The sequence below is a fragment of the Sedimenticola hydrogenitrophicus genome (assembly GCF_025175675.1).
GTDB classification, from domain to species: domain Bacteria; phylum Pseudomonadota; class Gammaproteobacteria; order Chromatiales; family Chromatiaceae; genus Sedimenticola; species Sedimenticola hydrogenitrophicus.
This window is the reverse complement of record NZ_JANIOA010000011.1, coordinates 96,321-115,863: the sequence shown is the minus strand read 5'-3', so window position 1 is coordinate 115,863 and position 19,543 is coordinate 96,321. Positions and strand designations below refer to the sequence as shown.

Annotated in this window: 22 protein-coding genes and 1 pseudogene; 14 read left to right on the top strand and 9 right to left on the bottom strand. The window is 58.6% G+C overall.

All coding sequences use genetic code 11. The features are described from left to right. The 3 genes from NPX02_RS08290 to NPX02_RS21470 form a co-directional block, all read right to left on the bottom strand. The coding region (locus NPX02_RS08290) for a diacylglycerol kinase catalytic domain-containing protein (protein WP_470423640.1) at positions 1-384 on the bottom strand (384 nt) is incomplete at its 3' end. A 242-nt stretch (positions 385-626) separates the two neighbouring features. Beyond that, positions 627-1,316, bottom strand: a complete 690-nt coding sequence (locus NPX02_RS08285; RefSeq protein ID WP_335342536.1) for an SPFH domain-containing protein — start codon at positions 1,314-1,316, stop codon at positions 627-629. A gap of 51 nt (positions 1,317-1,367) precedes the next feature. Then, positions 1,368-1,649, bottom strand: coding sequence for an SPFH domain-containing protein (locus NPX02_RS21470; RefSeq protein WP_335342535.1), 282 nt, complete (start codon positions 1,647-1,649; stop codon positions 1,368-1,370). Positions 1,650-1,813: 164 nt separating this feature from the next. Between NPX02_RS21470 and NPX02_RS08280 the strand changes: the two genes are divergently transcribed. From NPX02_RS08280 to NPX02_RS08260, 5 genes are all read left to right on the top strand, one after another. Further along, positions 1,814-2,527 carry an NUDIX domain-containing protein gene (locus tag NPX02_RS08280; protein ID WP_260293044.1) on the top strand — a complete coding sequence of 238 codons (714 nt, stop codon included), beginning with the start codon at positions 1,814-1,816 and terminating at the stop codon, positions 2,525-2,527. A 79-nt stretch (positions 2,528-2,606) separates the two neighbouring features. Further along, the gene (locus NPX02_RS08275) at positions 2,607-3,185 is read left to right on the top strand and encodes a GNAT family N-acetyltransferase (protein ID WP_260293042.1); all 579 of its coding nucleotides are present in this window, start codon (positions 2,607-2,609) and stop codon (positions 3,183-3,185) included. Positions 3,186-3,564: 379 nt separating this feature from the next. Further along, entirely contained in the window at positions 3,565-4,833 is a 1,269-nt protein-coding gene (locus tag NPX02_RS08270) for an N-acetyltransferase DgcN family protein (RefSeq protein ID WP_260293041.1), read from the top strand. Continuing rightward, the gene (locus NPX02_RS08265) at positions 4,830-5,933 is read left to right on the top strand and encodes an alanine/ornithine racemase family PLP-dependent enzyme (RefSeq protein WP_260293040.1); all 1,104 of its coding nucleotides are present in this window, start codon (positions 4,830-4,832) and stop codon (positions 5,931-5,933) included. Before NPX02_RS08270 ends, NPX02_RS08265 begins: the two co-directional genes overlap by 4 nt. A gap of 300 nt (positions 5,934-6,233) precedes the next feature. Continuing rightward, positions 6,234-6,410 carry a GNAT family N-acetyltransferase gene (locus NPX02_RS08260; RefSeq protein WP_335342534.1) on the top strand — a complete coding sequence of 59 codons (177 nt, stop codon included), beginning with the start codon at positions 6,234-6,236 and terminating at the stop codon, positions 6,408-6,410. A 17-nt stretch (positions 6,411-6,427) separates the two neighbouring features. Here NPX02_RS08260 and NPX02_RS08255 read toward each other — a convergent pair whose 3' ends face one another. Continuing rightward, positions 6,428-7,003, bottom strand: coding sequence for a LysE family translocator (locus tag NPX02_RS08255; RefSeq protein ID WP_260293039.1), 576 nt, complete (start codon positions 7,001-7,003; stop codon positions 6,428-6,430). A 290-nt stretch (positions 7,004-7,293) separates the two neighbouring features. Between NPX02_RS08255 and cysC the strand changes: the two genes are divergently transcribed. The 3 genes from cysC to NPX02_RS08240 are packed head-to-tail and all read left to right on the top strand — an operon-like array spanning position 7,294 to position 9,554. Then, positions 7,294-7,938 carry an adenylyl-sulfate kinase gene (cysC, locus tag NPX02_RS08250; RefSeq protein ID WP_260293038.1) on the top strand — a complete coding sequence of 215 codons (645 nt, stop codon included), beginning with the start codon at positions 7,294-7,296 and terminating at the stop codon, positions 7,936-7,938. Between the two features lie 8 nt (positions 7,939-7,946). Next, positions 7,947-8,624, top strand: coding sequence for a phosphoadenylyl-sulfate reductase (locus tag NPX02_RS08245; RefSeq protein WP_260293037.1), 678 nt, complete (start codon positions 7,947-7,949; stop codon positions 8,622-8,624). A 3-nt stretch (positions 8,625-8,627) separates the two neighbouring features. Beyond that, on the top strand, positions 8,628-9,554 hold the full coding sequence (locus NPX02_RS08240) for an NAD-dependent epimerase/dehydratase family protein (RefSeq protein ID WP_260293036.1): 927 nt from the start codon (positions 8,628-8,630) through the stop codon (positions 9,552-9,554). Positions 9,555-9,697: 143 nt separating this feature from the next. On the opposite strand, the pseudogene NPX02_RS21605 reads toward NPX02_RS08240, so the two are convergent. Beyond that, positions 9,698-10,105, bottom strand: a pseudogene (locus tag NPX02_RS21605) (Lrp/AsnC family transcriptional regulator); the annotation flags it as partial. Between the two features lie 236 nt (positions 10,106-10,341). Here NPX02_RS21605 and nhaC point away from each other — a divergent pair. The 4 genes from nhaC to NPX02_RS08215 all read left to right on the top strand — a co-directional run bounded on the left by nhaC (position 10,342) and on the right by NPX02_RS08215 (position 14,577). Continuing rightward, positions 10,342-11,982, top strand: coding sequence for a Na+/H+ antiporter NhaC (gene nhaC, locus NPX02_RS08230; protein WP_335342533.1), 1,641 nt, complete (start codon positions 10,342-10,344; stop codon positions 11,980-11,982). 436 nt (positions 11,983-12,418) lie between these two features. Beyond that, a complete protein-coding gene (locus tag NPX02_RS08225; protein ID WP_260293035.1) occupies positions 12,419-13,015 on the top strand; it encodes a MarC family protein in 597 nt (198 codons plus the stop codon). Between the two features lie 9 nt (positions 13,016-13,024). Next, positions 13,025-13,540 (top strand): hypothetical protein, encoded by a 516-nt coding sequence (locus NPX02_RS08220; RefSeq protein WP_260293034.1) that lies wholly within the window; start codon positions 13,025-13,027, stop codon positions 13,538-13,540. 305 nt (positions 13,541-13,845) lie between these two features. Then, positions 13,846-14,577 carry a glutathione S-transferase gene (locus NPX02_RS08215; RefSeq protein WP_260293033.1) on the top strand — a complete coding sequence of 244 codons (732 nt, stop codon included), beginning with the start codon at positions 13,846-13,848 and terminating at the stop codon, positions 14,575-14,577. On the opposite strand, the gene NPX02_RS08210 is transcribed toward NPX02_RS08215, so the two are convergent. Continuing rightward, positions 14,574-15,146 (bottom strand): NnrU family protein, encoded by a 573-nt coding sequence (locus NPX02_RS08210; RefSeq protein WP_260293032.1) that lies wholly within the window; start codon positions 15,144-15,146, stop codon positions 14,574-14,576. The two genes, NPX02_RS08215 and NPX02_RS08210, sit on opposite strands and share 4 nt — an antisense overlap. 341 nt (positions 15,147-15,487) lie before the next feature. On the opposite strand from NPX02_RS08210, the gene NPX02_RS08205 reads away from it, so the two are divergent. After that, positions 15,488-16,459, top strand: a complete 972-nt coding sequence (locus NPX02_RS08205) for a Vgb family protein (protein WP_260293030.1) — start codon at positions 15,488-15,490, stop codon at positions 16,457-16,459. Positions 16,460-16,517: 58 nt separating this feature from the next. Further along, positions 16,518-17,186, top strand: a complete 669-nt coding sequence (locus NPX02_RS08200) for a hypothetical protein (protein ID WP_260293029.1) — start codon at positions 16,518-16,520, stop codon at positions 17,184-17,186. 62 nt (positions 17,187-17,248) lie between these two features. Here the strand turns inward: NPX02_RS08200 and NPX02_RS08195 are convergent, their stop codons facing one another. From NPX02_RS08195 to NPX02_RS08185, 3 genes are all read right to left on the bottom strand, one after another. Beyond that, positions 17,249-17,992 carry a glutathione peroxidase gene (locus NPX02_RS08195; RefSeq protein ID WP_260293028.1) on the bottom strand — a complete coding sequence of 248 codons (744 nt, stop codon included), beginning with the start codon at positions 17,990-17,992 and terminating at the stop codon, positions 17,249-17,251. Positions 17,993-18,029: 37 nt separating this feature from the next. Beyond that, complete coding sequence (locus NPX02_RS08190; RefSeq protein ID WP_260293027.1) at positions 18,030-18,239, bottom strand: DUF2061 domain-containing protein; 210 nt, start codon at positions 18,237-18,239, stop codon at positions 18,030-18,032. A 356-nt stretch (positions 18,240-18,595) separates the two neighbouring features. After that, positions 18,596-19,531, bottom strand: a complete 936-nt coding sequence (locus NPX02_RS08185; protein WP_260293025.1) for a LysR substrate-binding domain-containing protein — start codon at positions 19,529-19,531, stop codon at positions 18,596-18,598. Positions 19,532-19,543 lie beyond the last annotated feature (12 nt).

Sequence of the window (19,543 nt, the reverse complement as noted above, 5' to 3'; positions counted from 1 at the left end):
GGTGGAGCCGAAGCCGGTCGATACGATGATGCCCGACGAAGACTGAAACTCGCTTTTACCCCGCCAGGAGAGTTTGTATCTGGCCGAGGTGTGACTTCTCGGGCCGATGAAGATGTCGTTGATGGCCAACATCCGTTGACCATCGTTGGTTTGAGCCTCAGCGAAGGTAACCGACTCCAGCCCGACCGAATTGTCTTCGGTGTCCCCGATAACCTCATCCAAATCACCAATCTGAAAAGGCAGCAGCTTGCCGTCCCACCGACCGGGATCCGGATTTATGCCAATGACCGGTTGGCCATTAAGATACTTGAGCGTGTTGGCCACCAGTCCATCCTGGCCAATGACCACCACGATATCAGTGGGACCAAACTGATAGCTGGGCAAAAAAGTGCGTTCCAGTAGCTGAAATCGTCCTCTCCCCTTCAGGACCCGCTCCGCTTCCAACAATCGCTGCTGGTACAGGTCATGCTCATCCAGATAATCTTGCGCATCGACCTGATTGTGTTCCAGATAAAACTGCGCCTGTGACCAGGTATTGAAGCGTTCAACCAGCTCCTGAAGCCGGGTCTTGCGGGTGACCAGAATGTAGCGCGTCTAGTTCCTTTTTCGCATAGCATTTTTATTGCTCATTTTGATACCGACCTCTTCATCAGCTTGCCGAACAAATCGGGACTGATGTTCAACTCACCGATTTTTCCTGCGTTTTGCGCCAGGGAATCAAACGCCATCGCCATCAGCTGTTCCGGGTTCATATTGGCCAGCGCCATCGCCTTGAGATTTTCAACCGGAAGCGTTTTGAATGCTTGCATCCTGGCCTCGATGGCATAGGCTTCCGCATCCGCTTTCTGCCCGCTGTTCTCGGCGTTTAAAATTACCAACTGCTTGCGCTTCTCCTCGGCGTCAATCTGAGCCCGTATCCGTTCTTGCTCTGTCTCGGCTTCGCCGTGTAGCACCGACCGCTCATTGGTTATACGCGACTCTTCGATCTCCTGCTCTTTCCGCTGAATGGAGAGTTCCGTTTCCAGTTCCGCCTCCTTGATGGTTCTCTCTTGCTCGACTGCGGCCTTGCGCCTCAGGTAGATGGCGTCATCCGCCTCTTTCAATATCGATTCACGGGTTTCCGCCTCCAGCGCCTTAATGGTCTCCGGAGAAGGCTTGATGGCGGATATGGAGGCATCCACTATTTCAATACCCAGGGAGCCGATCGCGGTCTGGTCGCCCAGCTGAGTTTTGATGATTTCCACGAGTGGCTTACTAAGTTGCAGTGACTCCCGCAACGAAACCCCTTCCACCTCACTCTGGATGACGGTTTGCACGGCCCGCACCACCCGGTCGTTGAGCTTTAATGGATCCTCGGATGTGTAATTTTACCCTTTGCGGTTGAGATTAAAGTTCATCACATCGGCTATGCGTTCCGGATCGACGATGCGGTAGCTTATCTGTCCCTGAACCCGAACTTCCTGAAAGTCTGCGGTCTGCAGTCCAAATATGAACGGTGCCTCCTGTACGTTGACGGGAATCGAGGCGATCGATGTGGTGGCCGGGCTATAGAAGAAACTCAGCCCCTTGCCCTTTCGGCGTATCCTTCCATCGGAACTCTTGATGACAAACGTGGATGAATCGGCTTTGTAAAATTTTATACCTAACATGGCTGCTCTCCTTGATTTCATTGTTAGTGACTAACTGTCACTTGCATTATAGTGACTATAAGACACTATATGTCAAGGTTTTTGTCAAAAAGACACAAATTCGTTGCGCACAGTCGCAATGCGAGGGTAATCTAGGATTAAATCGACAGACTGTGAGGCCATGAATGAGTGAGAAAGCCTTTTTGGAGGCATACAATCCAAAAGACCACGATAGCCCGCTGGTCACGGTGGATGCAGTGCTTTTCACATTCCATGAAGGCGCCTTGAAAGTGCTTCTTGTTGAGCGCGCCAATCATCCGGACCGGGGTAAATGGTGCCTTCCCGGCGGCTTTGTCGACATGCAGGCCGACGAGAATCTGGAAGAAACTGTGATTCGGAAAGTGAAAGAAAAAACCGGTGTCGCTCCTCCCTATATTGACCAGTTGGCGACCATGGGTAACAGCAAACGGGATAAACGGGGTTGGTCCGTCACGGTTTGCTACACCGCGCTTATCGGCTACCAAGTCTGCGAAGCGGGTATTTCAACGGTCCAGGATGCGCAATGGTTTGATATTGCGGGACTGGATAGAATCAGTTTGGCCTTCGATCATCAGGAACTTATCCGGATTGGGGTAGAGCGCCTTCGGCAGAAGGCGCTTTACTCTATCGTCCCGGCCTATACGCTTCCGGACAAATTTACCTTGCCAGAGTTGCAGCATGTCCATGAAGTATTGCTCGGCAAACCCCTACAAAAGAAATCATTCCGGCGCCGGATAGAGCAAGCAGATTTGTTGATCGATACAGGACAGCAGCGTACGGAGCGGGGGCGGCCTGCGACCTTGTACCGAATGCGAAAGCACTCCGGAGATCATCGGTTTGTCGCTAATCTACGGGAATAAGCGAGGCAATAAGGCACTTTTAACCAAGTTCCATAATTTGTGCAGCTAACGCCCTTAAGTTCATTGCAGTAGTGTGCCGATGTGGCAGGTTAACTCAACGCTGAATTCCGGAGTCATCGTCCGGGATGCAACGAACGCGGACATCCCCGCAATCAAGCAGATCTATAAGCAAGAGGTATTGCACGGCCTGGCGACCTTCGAGGAGATTCCCCCCACGGCGGACGAGTTGCTGTTTCGGCGGGAAAACGTACTTGCCCTCGGTCTCCCCTACCTGGTTGCGGAACTGGACGGCGGGGTCGTCGGCTACTGCTATGCGACGACCTATCGGCCCCGTCCCGCCTATCGTAATACAATCGAAGATTCGGTCTACGTGGCGGACGGGATGCAGGGTCGGGGTATCGGGATGGCCCTGCTTGCCGCTCTGATCGCCCGTTGCGAAACCGGCCCCTGGCGCCAGATGGTGGCGGTGATCGGGGACAGCGGTAATACCGGTTCCATTGCCCTGCACGCGCGGCTCGGTTTCCGTAGCGTGGGCACGCTCGAGGCCGTTGGCTTCAAGCTTGGCCGGTGGGTCGACACCGTCATGATGCAGCGGGCACTGGGGGCGGGCAGTGGTACCTTGCAGAACAGGATGAGTGGTGCGGTTCCCGGGGTGTGATCGTGCTGTATGCAGAACAGTAAGTGCAGCGAAGGCAATGAGGAATATGATGTGCGCGGGGACAACTAAGCGCCTGTCCCCGCAAAGACCACCAGAACCTAACTTTCATCGAGTCTGACCCCATCGTTCGCTGGTCTTGTCATTCCGGGAGGCGAGGTACAGCAATACAATTGGACGCTGCATGGCTACCGCTGATGAGTAACTGTGACCACCTTTGGTCGGAAACCTCAAGTATTTCCCAACTCTTCGGAAGATCCGTGTTAACCTGAGGGTCGCTTAACCCCACCGCTTAGTGGGGACTCTTCTTGACAACCGGGTATATCAGTCCGGCAATCACTACATTGCGCCCTCTGAGCCCCGTCCAGCTCAAGGAACCCTTATGTCCATAGTTTATTCCGGTCCGCAGCGGGCTCGCCCGTATTCTCCGCAGGGCCCTCCGGTTGCCGTTGCGCCACTTCTCATCCCCGCTTCACCGCTCGCCGCTTATACCGAAACTCTCCCATCTCCATCCTCGATACGTGTAAAGCTTGGCCTCATTGATAGCGACGGTGCTGTACGTAAACCGGCTGCCACCGCGATTGTCTATTGCGAGGCAAACTTCGGCGAGATTGATGGAAAGACCGCGAACGGGCTGGTCCGGCACTCGGAAAAGTATCAGATTCTCTCGGTCATCGACAGCGAGAAGGCGGGGTTCGATACCGGCACGGTGCTCGACGATAAGCCAAACGGCATCCCGATTTGTCACGATCTGACCGCTTCACTCAAGCAGGCGGGCTGTGTGCCGGATTACTTCATCTTTGGTATGGCGCCCGCCAGTGGTATGTTATCCGTGTACGAGCGTGAGCTCGTGCTCAGTGCCATCGGCCTCGGCATGAATATCGTGAACGGTCTGCATGAGTTCTTGAACGATGATCCGGAGTTCACGGCGGCCCGCATAGCCAACAACGTCAGTATTCTTGACGTTCGCAAGCCTCGCCCGAAGAAGGATCTGCGGATGTTCAGCGGCCGTATCAACGAGGTAACCTGCCCGCGTATCGCCGTGCTGGGCACCGACTGCGCCATTGGCAAGCGCACTACGGCCACCGTTCTCGCCCGTGCCCTCAAGGATGTCGGTTTAAAGGCGGTGCTGGTCGGCACGGGGCAAACCGGTCTGATCCAGGGCGCCCGTTACGGCATCGCGATGGATGCAGTGCCGTCGCAGTTCTGTGCCGGCGAACTGGAAGCCACCATCGTCGAAGCGTTCGAGGCAGAGCAGCCCGATGTCATTATCATCGAGGGGCAAGGCGCGCTGAGTCATCCGGCGTTCTCGACCACATCGTTCATTCTGCGCGGCAGTTGCCCCGATGCGGTGGTGTTGCAGCATGCACCGGGACGTGTGGCCCGCTGTGACTTCAACCAGATGGCCATGCCGTCGCCGGCCAGCGAGATCAACTTGATTCAGACCTTCGCCGATACACGGGTCATCGGGCTCACGATCAACCATGAGTATATGAGCGATGCCGAGATCAGCGCGGCCATCGACAAGTATGAAACCGAACTCGAAATCCCCACCACCGATGCGTTGGCCCGGTCACCTCAGCGTCTGCTGGAGATGGTCTTCGCGGCGTTCCCCGGTCTTCAGGAGAAGCTACCAGTTGGCGCCAAGTGACGGCACCGCGACTGGAAATAGATCTCGATAAGATTCATCACAACGCCCGTACCCTGGTTGAGAGACTGGTCGAGCGTGGCATCTCGGTCACGGGCGTGACGAAAGCGAGTCTCGGGTCAGCCGATATCGCCAAGGTGTTGCTGCGCGCCGGCGTGAGCGCGCTTGGCGATTCGCGTATCGAGAATATCGAGGCGATGCGTGGCGAGCACGTTGCGGCACCCATGATATTGATCCGCTCTCCGATGCTCAGCCAGGCCGACCGGGTCGTGCGACAAGCCGACCTGAGCTTCAATACCGAGCTGGCGGTGATCAACAGGCTTTCGTGCGCTGCCCGGGCAGCGCAGCGGACGCACCAGGTCGTGCTCATGGTTGAGCTTGGTGACCTCCGCGAAGGTATCATGCCCGCTGACCTCAACGACATAGTGCATGCGGTGCTGCAACTGCCGAACATCGTACTCAGCGGTATCGGTGCCAACCTGGCATGCCATGGCGGTATCTCACCCGATGCGGACAACATGTCCGCGCTGTCCGCGCTGGCGGATTCGGTCGAGGCCACCTTCGGTGTGAGTCTTGATCTGGTGTCGGGTGGAAACTCGGCCAACCTGGATTGGGCATTGAGTGGCGTAGAGATCGGGAGAATCAACAACCTCCGTCTCGGTGAGGCCATTCTGCTCGGTTGTGAGCCGCTCCACCGGCGACCGATCGAGGGCCTGCACCTCGATGCGATTACGCTGGTTGGCGAGGTGATCGAGGCAAAGCTCAAGCCGGCGCGCCCATGGGGCACGATCGCGCAAACCGCGTTCGGAGCGGCAAGCGTCGTTGCCTGTCGAGGGGACATCTCGCGGGCGATTCTCGCCATCGGCCACCAGGACGTCGATCCGTCGGGTCTCAAGGCGCCAAACGGCACCCGGATACTGGGCGCCAGCGGCGACCATCTGATCACCCAGTCCGATAGCAACCATCCCCAAGTAGGTGCCGAGATCAGATTCGGACTGAACTACAGTGCGCTGGTCCGTGCAATGACCTCCCCGTTTGTGGCCAAGGTAATGCTGGCCGCAACATACGAGAAGCCGTGTGTCGCTGTCGAATCCCATCATTGAAACGGCAAGTCATCCCTGATTCATTCACTGAGCGACAATACGCCTATCCCATTGAATAGCACGAACACTCCCCTCCCATTATTTTTTGTTTAGCTACAAGTTCCTCGTCATTATTGATAACGCCAGCTGGCGAGGATGGCCGTCTCGTCAGGTAATTCCCGGCACCTCAATGGGCACGGTCACTTCGTCTCACCACCTCCCTTGCCATATAGGTGTGTGTCTGGTGAACATGGGGCAACTGACTGATTTCATGACCCTGCACACTACGATAGTGGGCAAACTCATGGAGTCTGACCTTAGATGGTGGCGGTGATCGGGGACAGCGGCAATGCCGGTTCCATCGCCCTGCACGCGCGGCTCGGTTTCCGTAGCGTGGGCACGCTCGAGGCCGTTGGCTTCAAGCTTGGCCGGTGGGTCGACACGGTGCTGATGCAGCGGGCACTCGGGGCGGGCAGTGGTACATTGCAAAATCAATGACTCTGACCACATGATTACTAAGACTTGCCACTGCTTCCAATAAACAGGCCGAGGCCAAAGCTCATCAATACCGCTCCGGCACCGCGCTCGACGAGATGAATCCTACGGTTCAGCCAGCGCTGAATTCCGGGTTGCCCTACCAGGGCAGCCAGCGATAGATCCCAGACCAACACAGCCATGAACATCCAGAGGCCACATACAAGTTGCTGAGAAACGGTCACCTCGCTTCCCAAAATAACGGTCATCAGACTCATATAGAACAGGGCATTTTTGGGGTTCAGCAGCGCCGAGTTAACTCCGAGTAGCAACTGTTTGAACGCCGAAGGGGAGTGAAGCACTGTTGTCGCGGGCATAGTCGGTGCCTGTTTGCTTCTGATCAGTTGCCAGCCTACCCATAACAGATAACAGGCGCCAACGACCTCGATGAGGGAGAAAAGCCGTGGATTGTCCCGAATCCCGGTCCAGCCCAGAATGGCAATACCGATATAGACGGCATTGCCTGCCGCGATCCCTATGCAAATATAGACAGTGCCGGACAGCTTGTGCCGGATCGCATGGCCGGTGATCAGGAAGAAGTCCGGCCCCGGCTTCATTAAGTAATATTACTCAAATAACGCCTTGATGATGCATTCTCAGCTGGAAGAAACCCGAACCCAGAGCCGAATTTTAATCCGAACTGCCTTGTCTAAATGCGATATTAATCCATCTTAACCCTTTCTATCGGGTGGCTGGCGGCGGCCCTGCCTGCCGACACCCCTCTCTTTTTAGGCTTATTCAGTATCGGTATGAGCTGATAACCAGAAATACTTTTTCAACGGGCCCTGTCGCTGGCATCATGCCAAACATAATTATTCCATATGCATAGATTAGCTGAGTTAATGACATGAGCGACAAAAAAGCGGGCAAGAGCACCAATATCGTTTGGCACAATGCGACCATCACCCGGGAACTGCGGGAAAAGCAGAATGGGCACAAAGGGGCCGTGCTCTGGTTCACCGGCCTGTCCGGTTCCGGTAAATCGACACTGGCCCATGCGGTTGAAGATCGACTCTACCATATGGGCAGCCGTACCTTCGTGCTGGACGGTGACAACGTTCGCCACGGCCTCTGCTCCGATCTCGGTTTCTCCGATGCAGATCGTACCGAGAATATCCGGCGTATCGGCGAACTGGCGAAGTTGTTTCTGGAGAGCGGCAGCGTGGTATTGACCGCATTCATCTCACCGTTCCAGGCCGACCGGGAAATCGCCAGAAACGTCACCCCGCATGGTGATTTCTATGAAATATTCTGCGACGCCTCATTGGATGTTTGCGAAAAGCGCGATGTGAAAGGGCTGTATGCCAAGGCGCGTGCCGGCGAGATTCCTCACTTCACCGGAATCTCTTCTCCCTACGAAGCGCCGCAGTCTCCTGAACTGGTAGTCGATACCGGTGAGCAGAGTCTGGAAAAGTGTGTCGACCAGGTGATCGAACTGCTGGCCCAGCGTGGCGTAGTTGAAACCTACAAGGGACCGGCTGCGGTCGCCTAGGATGCCCCGTGGACGCGACGTATTTTGAGCAAAAGACGGCGCCGATCCGGCAACGGATTGGCGACTTTCTTGGCGAAGGAAAAAAGCTGTTTGTCGGCTCCTCCTTCCAAAGCCACAGTATTCCGTTATTGCATATCGTCCGTTCCATCTCCCGGGAAATTCCGGTTTACTTCATCGATACCGGGTTTCATTTTCCCGACACCATCCGATTTAAAGATCAGATTGCCCAACAACTGGACCTGAATGTCATCAGCACCCGCTCGCTGGTGAGCAAGCGTTTGCAATGCGATGCCAATGGCTCGTTCTATTTTGCCTCCGATCCGGACCACTGCTGCTACCTGAACAAGATTCAACCGCTGGAGCCCGTTTTGATCGAGCGCGATATCTGGATCAACGGCGTTCGCGCCGACCAGAGTGAAACGCGACGACAGATGGGAGAGACCGCGAAGGGGCCGTTTGGCACCTTGCGTTACCACCCGATGCTGGAGTGGAACAACAAGGATATCTTCTACTACCGGAAACTGCACGATCTGCCGGCTCATCCCCTGGAAGCGCAGGGCTATCTGAGCATTGGTTGCGAGCCCTGTACCCGTAAAGTGGACCCGGACGGGGATGAGCGCCAGGGACGCTGGTTTGGCATGAAAAAAACCGAGTGTGGATTACACACCCAACTGATAGAGAAGTAACCGATGAAAGTACTATTAACCGGCGGTGCAGGTTACCTGGGGACCGAACTCGCTTATCAGTTGGCCAGTCGCGACGATATCGCCGAGGTGGTGATTTACGACAACCTCAGTCGCAGCAACTACAACCTGTTTATCGGGGTAAGGAAGTTTCCGCTGGGCAAGGTCCGTTTCATCCACGGCGATCTGCTCGATACCCGCAAGCTGCGACAATCCCTCGAAGGGATCGACGTCGTCTACCACCTCGCGGCCAGCGTGACCAAGCCGTTTTCAGACCACAACCCCCACTTGTTGGAGCAGGTCAATCACTGGGGCACCTCGGAGTTGGTGTACGCGGTAGAAGAGAGTAGCGTGTCGCGCTTGATCTACACCAGCAGTTCGGCGGTGTACGGTACCTCAAGCGCTATGGTGAATCATCAAACCCCACCGCACCCGACGACCTATTACGGCATCTCCAAACTGCGCGGTGAAGAGCATGTTGACCGTTTACGGGAGAAAATGGCTGCCTACACGGTACGCATCGCCAATGTCTACGGCTACAGCAAGAGCATGCGCTTTGATGCGCGTATTAACCGCTACATGATGGAAGCGGCGTCCGGACAACGGATTACGGTGAACGGGTCGGGTAACCAGGCACGGGCCTATATCCATGTGGAAGATGCGACAAGGGTACTGGACGGGTTGCTGGATGCCGACCTGCAACCGGATATCTATGACCTGGTGGCCCGCAACCTCACGATCCATGACATCACCGAGGGTGTAACGCAGGTATTCCCCGATACCGAACTACTGTTTATCAACCAGCATGTCGAACCGTGGGAACTACAGGTGGACGTGGATGAGCGTCTGGATACACTGCCGCAACATCCCGGCCACGATTTCCTGCATGAGATCGAAGAGTTCAAAAAACAGTTCACTATCGGTTTTGCATAATCAATCAGCGGGAGCGTTGGGCCTTGCCGGCTGTTTTGAGGAACATTACCAAATGCTCGGTAAATCCTTGTTCCGCGCCAGGTAATCCCCTTCACCTCTATGGGCACGGTCACTTCGTCCTTCACCACCACCATCGCCACGTAGGAGTGGGTCTGGTGGACATGGGGCAGCTGACCGATTTCATGACCCAGTACGCTGCGATAGTGGGCGATATCGCGGGTCCTGACCTTTAGTAAATAGTCAAAATTCCCCGCCACCATGTAGCCGCTCTGCACTTCCGGAATGCGCCGTATCGCCTCGTTAAAGCGTTCCAGCGCGTCCTCGCTGGTCTTGTCCAGCGTCACCTGCACCACCAGCACATGCCCCGCCCCCAGCTGTTGCGAGTCGAGGTCGGCGCGGTAGCCGCGAATAATGCCGGCCTTCTCAAGCCGGCATACACGCTGGGCACAAGGCGTTTTGGTCGGGTTCACTCTGTTCGCCAATTCAACTATGGACATATGTCCATGTTCCTGAAGCTGATGCGGAATCAGTTTGTCGATGCGATCAATCATTTAGGCTTATTGCCTATTTAATTGGAATAAATAGGCCATAAGGTAGGCAAATAATCATTATTTAGAGCCTATTCCTAGGTAAAAAGTCTAATAATGTAGACAAGAAGGCCTGACGAATAAGAACCGATCAGATAGCGCAACAGGATCTCGATTCGCAGTCAGAACGACTCCCGGCCTTCTTTGCGGTTTTGCGATATCTGGCAACAGACGTGGGCGTAGGCAGTACGCGTAAAAGGTTGAAACCGGTTTTCACCGACGCAGCGGAGTTCGGACTGAACCAGGGCACTTTTTCGCGACAGGCCTCTCGATATACCGAGGGGTCGGCCCTGCACGAACATCCATCAAAGGAGATCACTATGGCAGAACCAACCCAGATGAGAGACCCCAGGCAACCCAGCCTGCTCCTGGCACTCACTCCCGTCGTTTTAACCCTGATCGTTTTGGGAGTGCAGCTGTTCTATTTCGGGGATTTCACTCCCCACATTCCCCTGGCCATCGGCCTGGCCATTACCGGACTGGTCGGCATCAGGTTGGGGTTTAAGTGGAAACACATTGAAGAGGGTGTGTTTCACGTGATTCACGTATCGCTCCCCTCGGTGTCCGTATTGATTTGCGTTGGTATGATCATTGGTGTCTGGATTGCCAGCGGCACCGTGCCCACTTTGATCTACTACGGGTTGATACTTTTGTCGCCACAGATATTCCTGGCAGCCGCCATGATACTCTGCTCGGTGGTCTCGGTGTCGCTGGGTACTTCCTGGGGGACCGTGGGAACCGTGGGGCTGGCGCTGATGGGTATCGGGGCAGGCTTTGACATTCCGGTTTACTGGACAGCCGGAGCCGTGGTCTCGGGCGCCTTCTTTGGTGACAAGGTTTCCCCCCTGTCGGACACCACCAACCTGGCCCCGGCGGTCACCGGGACGGATGTGTTTTCACACATCAAGAACATGATGCCGACCACCATACCGGCCATGCTGATTGCGTTCACCATTTATCTTATCGCCGGCTTCACCCTGATTGATGGCGGAAACGCTTCGTTCGAAAAAATCAATGCCATTACGGCATCATTGCAAGCGAACTTCACCATCTCCGCCTGGCTGCTGCTGCCGGCTGCCCTGGTGATTGTGCTGGCGGTGAAACGCATGCCCCCCATTCCGTCGTTGTTCGCCGGCGTATTGGCAGGCGCGGTTGCCGCCATGCTGGCACAGGGCAGCGGTCTGCATGAGCTGCTCACTTTCGCCAACAGCGGTTATTCCATTGAGACCGGGATCGCCACCATCGACAGCCTGCTCAACCGCGGCGGTATTCAATCGATGATGTGGACCATCTCCCTGGTGCTTATCGCGCTGGGTTTCGGTGGTGCGCTGGAAAGGACGGGCTGCCTGGAAGCGATTATTCGCGCCATCATGACGAAAATTCGCACCTTCAAAGGGGTGCAGACAGCCGCCGTATGTACATCCATATCCACCAACCTGGTCGCCGGTGATCCCTACCTGTCGATTGCCCTGCCCGGTCGCATGTATGCCCCCATCTATCGTGGAATGAAGTACTCGACCCTGAACCTGTCACGTGCCATTGAGGAGGGCGGTACGCTGATTTCCCCGCTGATTCCGTGGAACGCGGGTGGTGCATTCGTGATTAGTGCATTGGGACTGGGAGTGGCGGAGGGAAATATCGAAAACCTGTTGTATATCCCACTGGCATTTGCCTGTTGGGTATCCCCGGTCATTGGCCTGATCTACGCCCAGACGGGATTGTTTTCGCCACGTGCCAGTGAGGAAGAGCAGCGTACCTGGAAGGAACAGGGCGAGGCCGTAGCAACCAATCTGGATGTGGACGAGCCGGTTCCCGGTAAGCTGGCCCCTAACCCGGGCTAAGGCTGATAGGTTTACCCAATAGTTGCATTAATCATGACCCAATGTTTTGTTTCACCTCGGTACAAAGAAAAGCCGTGAGGCCATAAATGCCGGCCAATCCGGCCGACCTGTATAGCAAACCTCCCATTGCCCGTCATCCCGACGGGCTTTTTTTATCCCGGCAAGGCAGGACAATCACCCCGTGAGTAGTTACGTCCAAGGAAGGACTTATGCCACGAAGCACAGGGATGTGCGGGAGCGGTTTTGCCGGCCTGCGAATAAGTTGGGCCATCGGGCACGGCCAGGCGCTATCAAGAGGGGCATTTTCCGGTGGTTGGTGAAATCCCTGCGCCTGCGGTATAAAGGCAACGACTTCAATGGGCCCGGAATGCCGATCGACGCATGGACCGGCGTCTGTCAGCCATGGACAATCCTGGCTTTACGATTGGGGAAAAACTTGAACTGGACCGATATCGCTTCCGCCGCTGTGACCCTGTTTCTGATTATGGACCCGCTGGGCAATGGGCCGGTGTTCAATGCGGTCCTGGCAAAGCTGGATCGAGGGCGCCGGGTGCGGGTGGTGGCGCGGGAGCTGGTAATTGCGCTGATCATCCTGCTGGGCTTTCTGTTTGCCGGTAACTTCATACTCGGTTTTCTCGGGCTCAGCCAGCCGTCGCTGAGTATCGCCGGCGGTGTGCTGTTGTTCCTTATCTCGCTACGCATGATCTTTCCCGGCCGCGCCGTCGAGCAGGGTGAGGAGGACGACGATCCCTTCATCGTCCCCCTGGCGGTGCCGATGATCGCCGGGCCCTCCACCATCGCGGTGTTGCTGCTGCTCAGTTCCAACCAGCCGGGGCGGATGCTGGAGTGGAGCCTGGCGCTGCTGATCGCCTGGTTTGCAACCACACTCCTTTTGCTGATCTCGCCCTACCTGCTGTCGGTGATCGGTAACCGGGGGGCGCGCGCTTTGGAACGGCTGATGGGGATGATCCTGGTGATACTGGCCACCCAGATGCTGTTGAACGGGATCAGGGTTTTCGTCCAGAGCCTGTAGTCGTCGCCCATGCCGCCCAACCAGTCGAGTGATCATGAAAAAATCCAGCTGGAGCACCAGGCGGCCAAGCTGTTCATGCGCTGGTACGAGCACGATACGGGCAGGAAGATCCGCCATATCTGGCACAACCGGCCGAGCAAGCCGGATGTCTCCTGCAGGCTGGAGGGTGAGCGGCTGGACCTGGAGATCGCCCACCTCTACGGTACTGAGCAGGAGGCGATGAAGATTCTGGGTCGTAACCTGAGCGGCGAGACGCGGCACGAACTGCGTCGGCTGGAGCGGGAGAGCGACCCCCACCAGCGGCTGCTCAAGGCGCTGAACCGCATCCTGAGCAACAAGGCCACCAAGCGCTACAAGACCCGGCAGGTCTGGCTGGTGATCCGCAATGCCCACCCGGCCTGGACCGCGCGGGAGATTGAAACACTGCAGCACCATATCGATGTGCCCTGTGACCACGTCTTTGAGCAGATTTGGATTGTGGGGGATTTCGAAGGCAGGAGCGGCATCGTGCAGCTGTATCCGTAAAGTGAACCCTTCCTCGTTCCCACGCTCCGAGACTGTGAAAGAATTGCCAAATGACGCGAAAAGGGGGGTACCCAAACCCTTCCCGAGATGGCGATCGCCTCTCTACGGGCTTCTCAGGCGGTCAATTTTTTTGCCGCGTTGATCAGCCTGAATACTTTCACAGTCTCTCCGCGTGGGAATGCATACCACGCCATAACAGCGTGGGCACAAAAAGCGTACCCACCCTACCAACCTCCCGTCCGATACACGACTAAGCTGAAGGTGTCGGCCTCTCGCCCGTTCCAAGTCATGCACAGGAGGGATCCATGCGTTACGAACTGTTCTATTGGCCTTCGATCCAGGGGCGGGGTGAATTCGTGCGCCTCGCCCTGGAGGAGGCGAGCGCGGAGTACATCGACGTGGCCCGCGAGCGGGGACGCGGCAGGGGTGTCGCGGCGATGCAGCGCCTGATGTCGGGTAGAGAGCTGACGCGACCGCCCTTCGCCCCGCCCTTCCTGCGCGCCGGTCACCAAGTGATCGCCCAGACCGCCAACATCCTGCACTTTCTCGGCCCCCGCCTGGGCCTGGCGCCGGAATCGGAGAGCGCCCGGTTGTGGGCGCACCAGTTGCAGTTGACCGTGGAGGACCTGGTGGTGGATGTGCATGACACCCATCACCCGGTGGGCGGCAGCCTCTACTACGCTGAGCAGCGGGATGAGGCGCGACGCCGAGCCGGGTTTTTCACCGGGGAGCGGGCACCGGAGCTGCTGGGTTATTTCGAGCAGGTGCTGCAGACCAATTCCGGCGGCCGGGGTTACGGCGTGGCTCGTCGCCTGAGCTATGTCGATCTGTCCTTGTTCCAGGTGGTCGCAGGCCTGCGCTACGCCTTTCCGCAGTTGATGGAGCAGTTGGAGCCGTCGCTTCCCGGCCTGGTGGCGCTGCATGATCGGGTGAAACAAAGGCCGAACATCGCCGCTTACCTGGCCTCCCCCCGGCGCCTGCCGTTCAACGAGGATGGGATCTTCCGCCACTACCCGGAGCTGGATTGCTCCGACTAGCGGATCAGTGCCACCCCAAACAACCAGCCGTGCAGCCAGAACAGGAAGCCGGCGTAGAGCGCCAGCCCGGCCAGCAGGGCGACGGCATCGTTCCAAGCAGTGGGCGGTGCGCCCGGGATCGGGCGCTGCTCCCGCCGGTTCATGGAGAGCCGGTCGGCCATCGCCCATAACAGAAAACTGCCGAACAGCAGCAGGCTCGCCAGGGTGCCGGTGGCCAGCAGGTGAGCCAGGGCCCAGAGCAGGGTCGCCAGCAACATCGGATGTTTTGCCGCCGCCTGGATGCGTCCGGGGAAATAGGTGGCGATCAGCAGCGGGAACACCGGCAGCATCAGCAGCAGGCTGACCGGCCGGGCCCAGCCGGGAAGCGCGTACAATACGACTGGTGCCTGCTGCGCCACGCCGTAGCCCCGGACGATAAGCACCAGCCCCGCCAACGCCACCAGGCCATACAGCCCCTGCCAGGCCTTCTCGCCCAGCCGCGTGGCCATGCGGTCGCGCCAGGGCTGGTTGATGATCGATATGGAGTGGCTGGCGAAGAACAGAACGAGACCGGCGATCAGTTGTGCCATGGGAAGCAACCTCCGTGTGGATACCAACCACAACTATAGCCTGCCCCCGATGGCAGCGCCGCATCGCCCGGACGGGAATCACCGCGGGAGGGCGCTATACTTTGCTAACGGTACCTATATCGGCGCAGGATAGGTGACGGAGGCATAACGTTACCTCTCGAACCGAAAGGCAATCTCCGAGCATGTTGTCAGGTGCGCACCCGAACCCGCCGTCGGGCGACTGGGAAATTGTTGGGTTACGCGGCGCCCGGGCATTGTCGTGGTCTGCAGGCGTCGTGCCTGCGCGCCGCTAACCCAACCTACGTAACTAGGCGTCGGTCGGTCCGAGAGGAGGTGTGACTATGCCCCCGAGACAGTTGATCCGCTACCTGTTGCTGGTGCTGTTCAGCCTGCCGGGGGTGGCGGCATTTGGTGCCGAGGTGCAGGAGTTTGCCGTGCCGGACGGCGATCACCCCCACGACGTGGCCCCGGCGGCGGATGGCGGGGTCTGGTACACCGCCCAGCACGCCGGCGCCCTGGGTTGGCTTGATCCGGCCAGCGGCGCCACCCGCCACATCCCCCTGGGTGACGGCTCGAGTCCCCACGGGGTGATCGTCGGCCCCGATGGTGCCGCCTGGGTCACCGACTCCGGTCTCAATGCCGTGCTGCGCGTCGATCCGCACAACCAGGCGGTGCGGCGCTTCGCACCGCCTCCCGGGACCCCCTACATGAATCTCAACACCGCCGCCTTCGATGCCCGGGGGATACTCTGGTTCACCGGCCAGGCCGGCTACTACGGTAGCGTCGATCCGGACAGCGGCGAGGTGCGGGTGTTCGAGGCGCCGCGCGGGCGCGGGCCTTACGGCATCAGCAGCGGAGTGGACGGGAACATTTACTACGCCTCGCTCGCCGGCTCGCATATCGCCCGGGTGGACACGGAGACGGGGTCGGCGGAGATAATTGAGCCGCCGACCCCGCGCCAGGGTGCGCGGCGGGTATGGGGCGATTCGCAGGGCCACATCTGGGTCAGCGAGTGGAATGCCGGGCGGCTCGGCCGTTACCACACCGCTACCGGGCAGTGGCGTGAATGGCCGCTCCCCGGCGACCGGCCCAGGGCCTATGCGGTCTATGTCGACGCGGCGGACCGGGTATGGGTGTCCGATTTCGGCGGCAATGCCATCTGGCGCTTCGATCCCGTGTCAGAGGCCTTTGAATCGATCACCCTGCCGAGCCGGAACGCGATGGTCCGGCAGATCCACGGCCGCCCGGGGGAGGTCTGGCTACCGGAGTCGGCGACTGATAAGCTGGCGGTGATCCGCACTCCGGTGGAGTGATCCGGTCCCGCCACCCCCCGTCCGGGGGAGCCGCTACTAATCGATAAGCAGGTACTGAATGCTGTTAGTGAATCAGAGCCGGGACCGGGCCGTCAGGCGCGGGCGCTATCTCAAGCTCCTGCTGCTGATCCTGGTGCTGGTGGGGCTTCACTTCACCGGTGTGTGGCTTGAGGAGCAGATCAATATTGGTGGGATCACTCCCCGGCAGGCGGCGATGCGCGACCTGCTGATCCTGGGGGTGGTGCTGTTCTATATCCTGCTGATGGCGATGCCCTTCATGCCAGGTATGGAGATCGGTCTCGGTCTGATGATGCTGTTGGGCAGCAAGGGGGCGGTGCTGGTCTACCTCTCCACCCTGGCAGCGCTCTCTATCAGCTACCTGGTGGGGCGCCTGATACCATCCGCACTGGTCTGCCGATTCCTTCAGTGGCTCCACCTCGAGCGCGCACGATTGCTGGTGTTGCAGCTTGAGCCGCTGGGCCGCAGCGAGCGTCTGCGGCTGCTGCAGGATCAACTGCCGGACAAGGTGGCGCTGTTCCTGGTCAATCACCGCTACCTGAGCATTGCCGCGATTCTCAATATGCCGGGGAATGCGCTGATCGGCGGCGGTGGCGGTATCGGCCTGATGGTGGGCATGAGCCGGCTCGTGCCCTACTGGGGCTATCTCGCCCTGCTGGTCGTGGCGGTGGCGCCAATACCGTTCTGGTTTTACTTCACCGGGGGATAGCCGGAACGGCATCGGGACCTCCCTGTCCCACGACAACAACCCCGGGGTGGCTGCATGCCGTATCAGGCAGCCTTGGCCTCGGCCATGTACGCCTCGAGCGCCTCCGATCCGCCGATGTGCTCCCCGTTGATGAACACCTGGGGCACCGTGGACTGGCCGGCGACCGCCCGCAGGCTGGCCTCGGTGTAGTCCCGGTTCAGCACCAGCTCCTCGAACTGCAGGCCGGCGTCGTGCAACATGCCCTTGGCCCGGGCGCAGAACTCGCAGCCCGGACGGGTGAAGACGGTGATGTCCTTCGGTTTCTCCGCGTTGGGGGCGATGTAACCGAGCATGGTGTCCGCGTCGGAGATCTCGAACGGGTCGCCCGGCTTGTTCGGCTCGACGAACATCTTCTCCACCACGCCGTCCTTCACCAGCATGGAGTAGCGCCAGGAGCGCTTGCCGAAGCCCAGCTCCTGCTTGTCCACCAGCATCCCCATGCCCTCGCTGAAGTGGCCGTTGCCGTCCGGGATGAAGGTGATGTTGTCGGCGTGCTGTTCCGCCTGCCACTCGTTCATGACGAAGGCGTCGTTGACCGAGATGCAGATCACCTCGTCCACGCCCTGCGCCTTGAAGGCCGGTGCCAGCTGGTTGTAGCGCGGCACGTGGGTGGAGGAGCAGGTCGGGGTAAAGGCGCCTGGCAGTGAGAACACCACCACGGTCCGGCCCTTGAACAGCTCGTCGCTGGTGACATCGACCCACTCGTGGTTGCGACGGGTGCGGAAAGTGACCTGGGGTACGTTGTTGCCTTCGTGATTTTTAAACATGGGTTTTCTCCGTTTCAATAAGTCAGGGTTGATCGTTTCAAGCAAAGCGGACGCGGTTGCCGGCGCTGTTGTCGTGTGCCTGCCGCCAGCACATCCAGAGCCATTCGTGTATGTGGTAGGCGACCGTGTTGATGGCCGGCTCGACCAGGGCGATGGCGCCCCCCACCAGCAGACTGCCGGTCAGCAGGTAGGCCACCGAAAAGGCGACACTGAAATGCACGGCGGCAAAGGTGAATGTCTTGGTCATGGCTTACCCTCCTTCCGGCCTGGGTTGTTGCTGGCGATGGGAGGATTATCGGGGCTGGCAATAGATAGGTAAAATCGTTTGTTACTATAAAATTGATAGGCATAACCTATCACGGCTGTCCCGTTAACTTTTCATCCGTCATGCCGGCGCAGGCCGGCATCCAGTAAGTCGTTGAAACTGCTGGATTCCAGCCTGCGCCGGAATGACGGGAGAAGTCACTGAGAATTCGTGTCTCAATTCTGAAAAACACACTGTAGGCCAAGGAAAATCACCCTTTACAACATGGCAGTGTTTGTTAACGGGACAGCCATAATGGACTATCGATTACCCAAAAGGGGGCGCTGCGCTGGATGCCGCTATTCGGTCGGTCTGTCGGCGGCGAGAGGGGTCACGGTGTTGGGGAGGTTGTCGAGGAGCACGGCGGCCAGGGCGTGTAGTGCCTCCTGGCGGGGGAAGCTTTGGCGATAGACCAGGACCACGTTTCGCGAGGCGTCTGCCGCGGCCAGAGGTTGGGCCACCACGCCACTGCCGCTGGCCCAGGAGCCGCGCATCGCCAACGCCGGGATCAGGGTGATGCCGTAACCGGCGCCGACCAGCTGAATCAGGGTCTCCAGGCTAGCCGCCCGCAGGTCCGCCATTCCGCCTTCCGCCTGACGCTGCTGCAGGTGGCAGACCGTCATCGCCTGGTCGGCCAGGCAGTGGCCCTCGGAGAGCAGCAGCAGGTTTTCGTTGTTCAGGTCCGCCTGGGTGATCCGCTCCCGGGTGTAGAACGGGTGGCTGCGGGGGAAGGCGACCCAGAACGGCTCGTTGAACAGCGGCAGGCTCCGCAGGTCCGGCGCGTCCGCCGGGGTGGCCAGCAGGGCGGCATCGATCTCGTGCCGATGCAGGCGTTGCAGCAGGGTCTCGGTCATCTCCTCCGACAGCACCAGCTGCATCTGCGGGTGGCGTTTTTTCAGCGGCGCCAGAATCAGCGGCATCAGGTAGGGGCTGAGGGTGGGAATGGCGCCTATTCGCAGGGGGCCGGCCAGCGGGTCCTGGTGACGCCGCGACACCTGCTGGATTGCATCCGCCTGCTCCAGCATCTGCCGGGCATGGCCCAGGATCTCTTCGCCCACCGGGGTGATGGTCACCGAGCGGTTGCTGCGCTCGAAGATCGCCACCCCCAACTCCTCCTCCAGTTTCCTGATCTGGCCGCTAAGGGTGGGCTGGCTGACGAAACAGCGCTCAGCCGCCTTGCCGAAGTGCCGCGTCTCGGCAACGGCGATGATGTACTTCAGGTCCCGCAGGTTCATGGATTAACCATC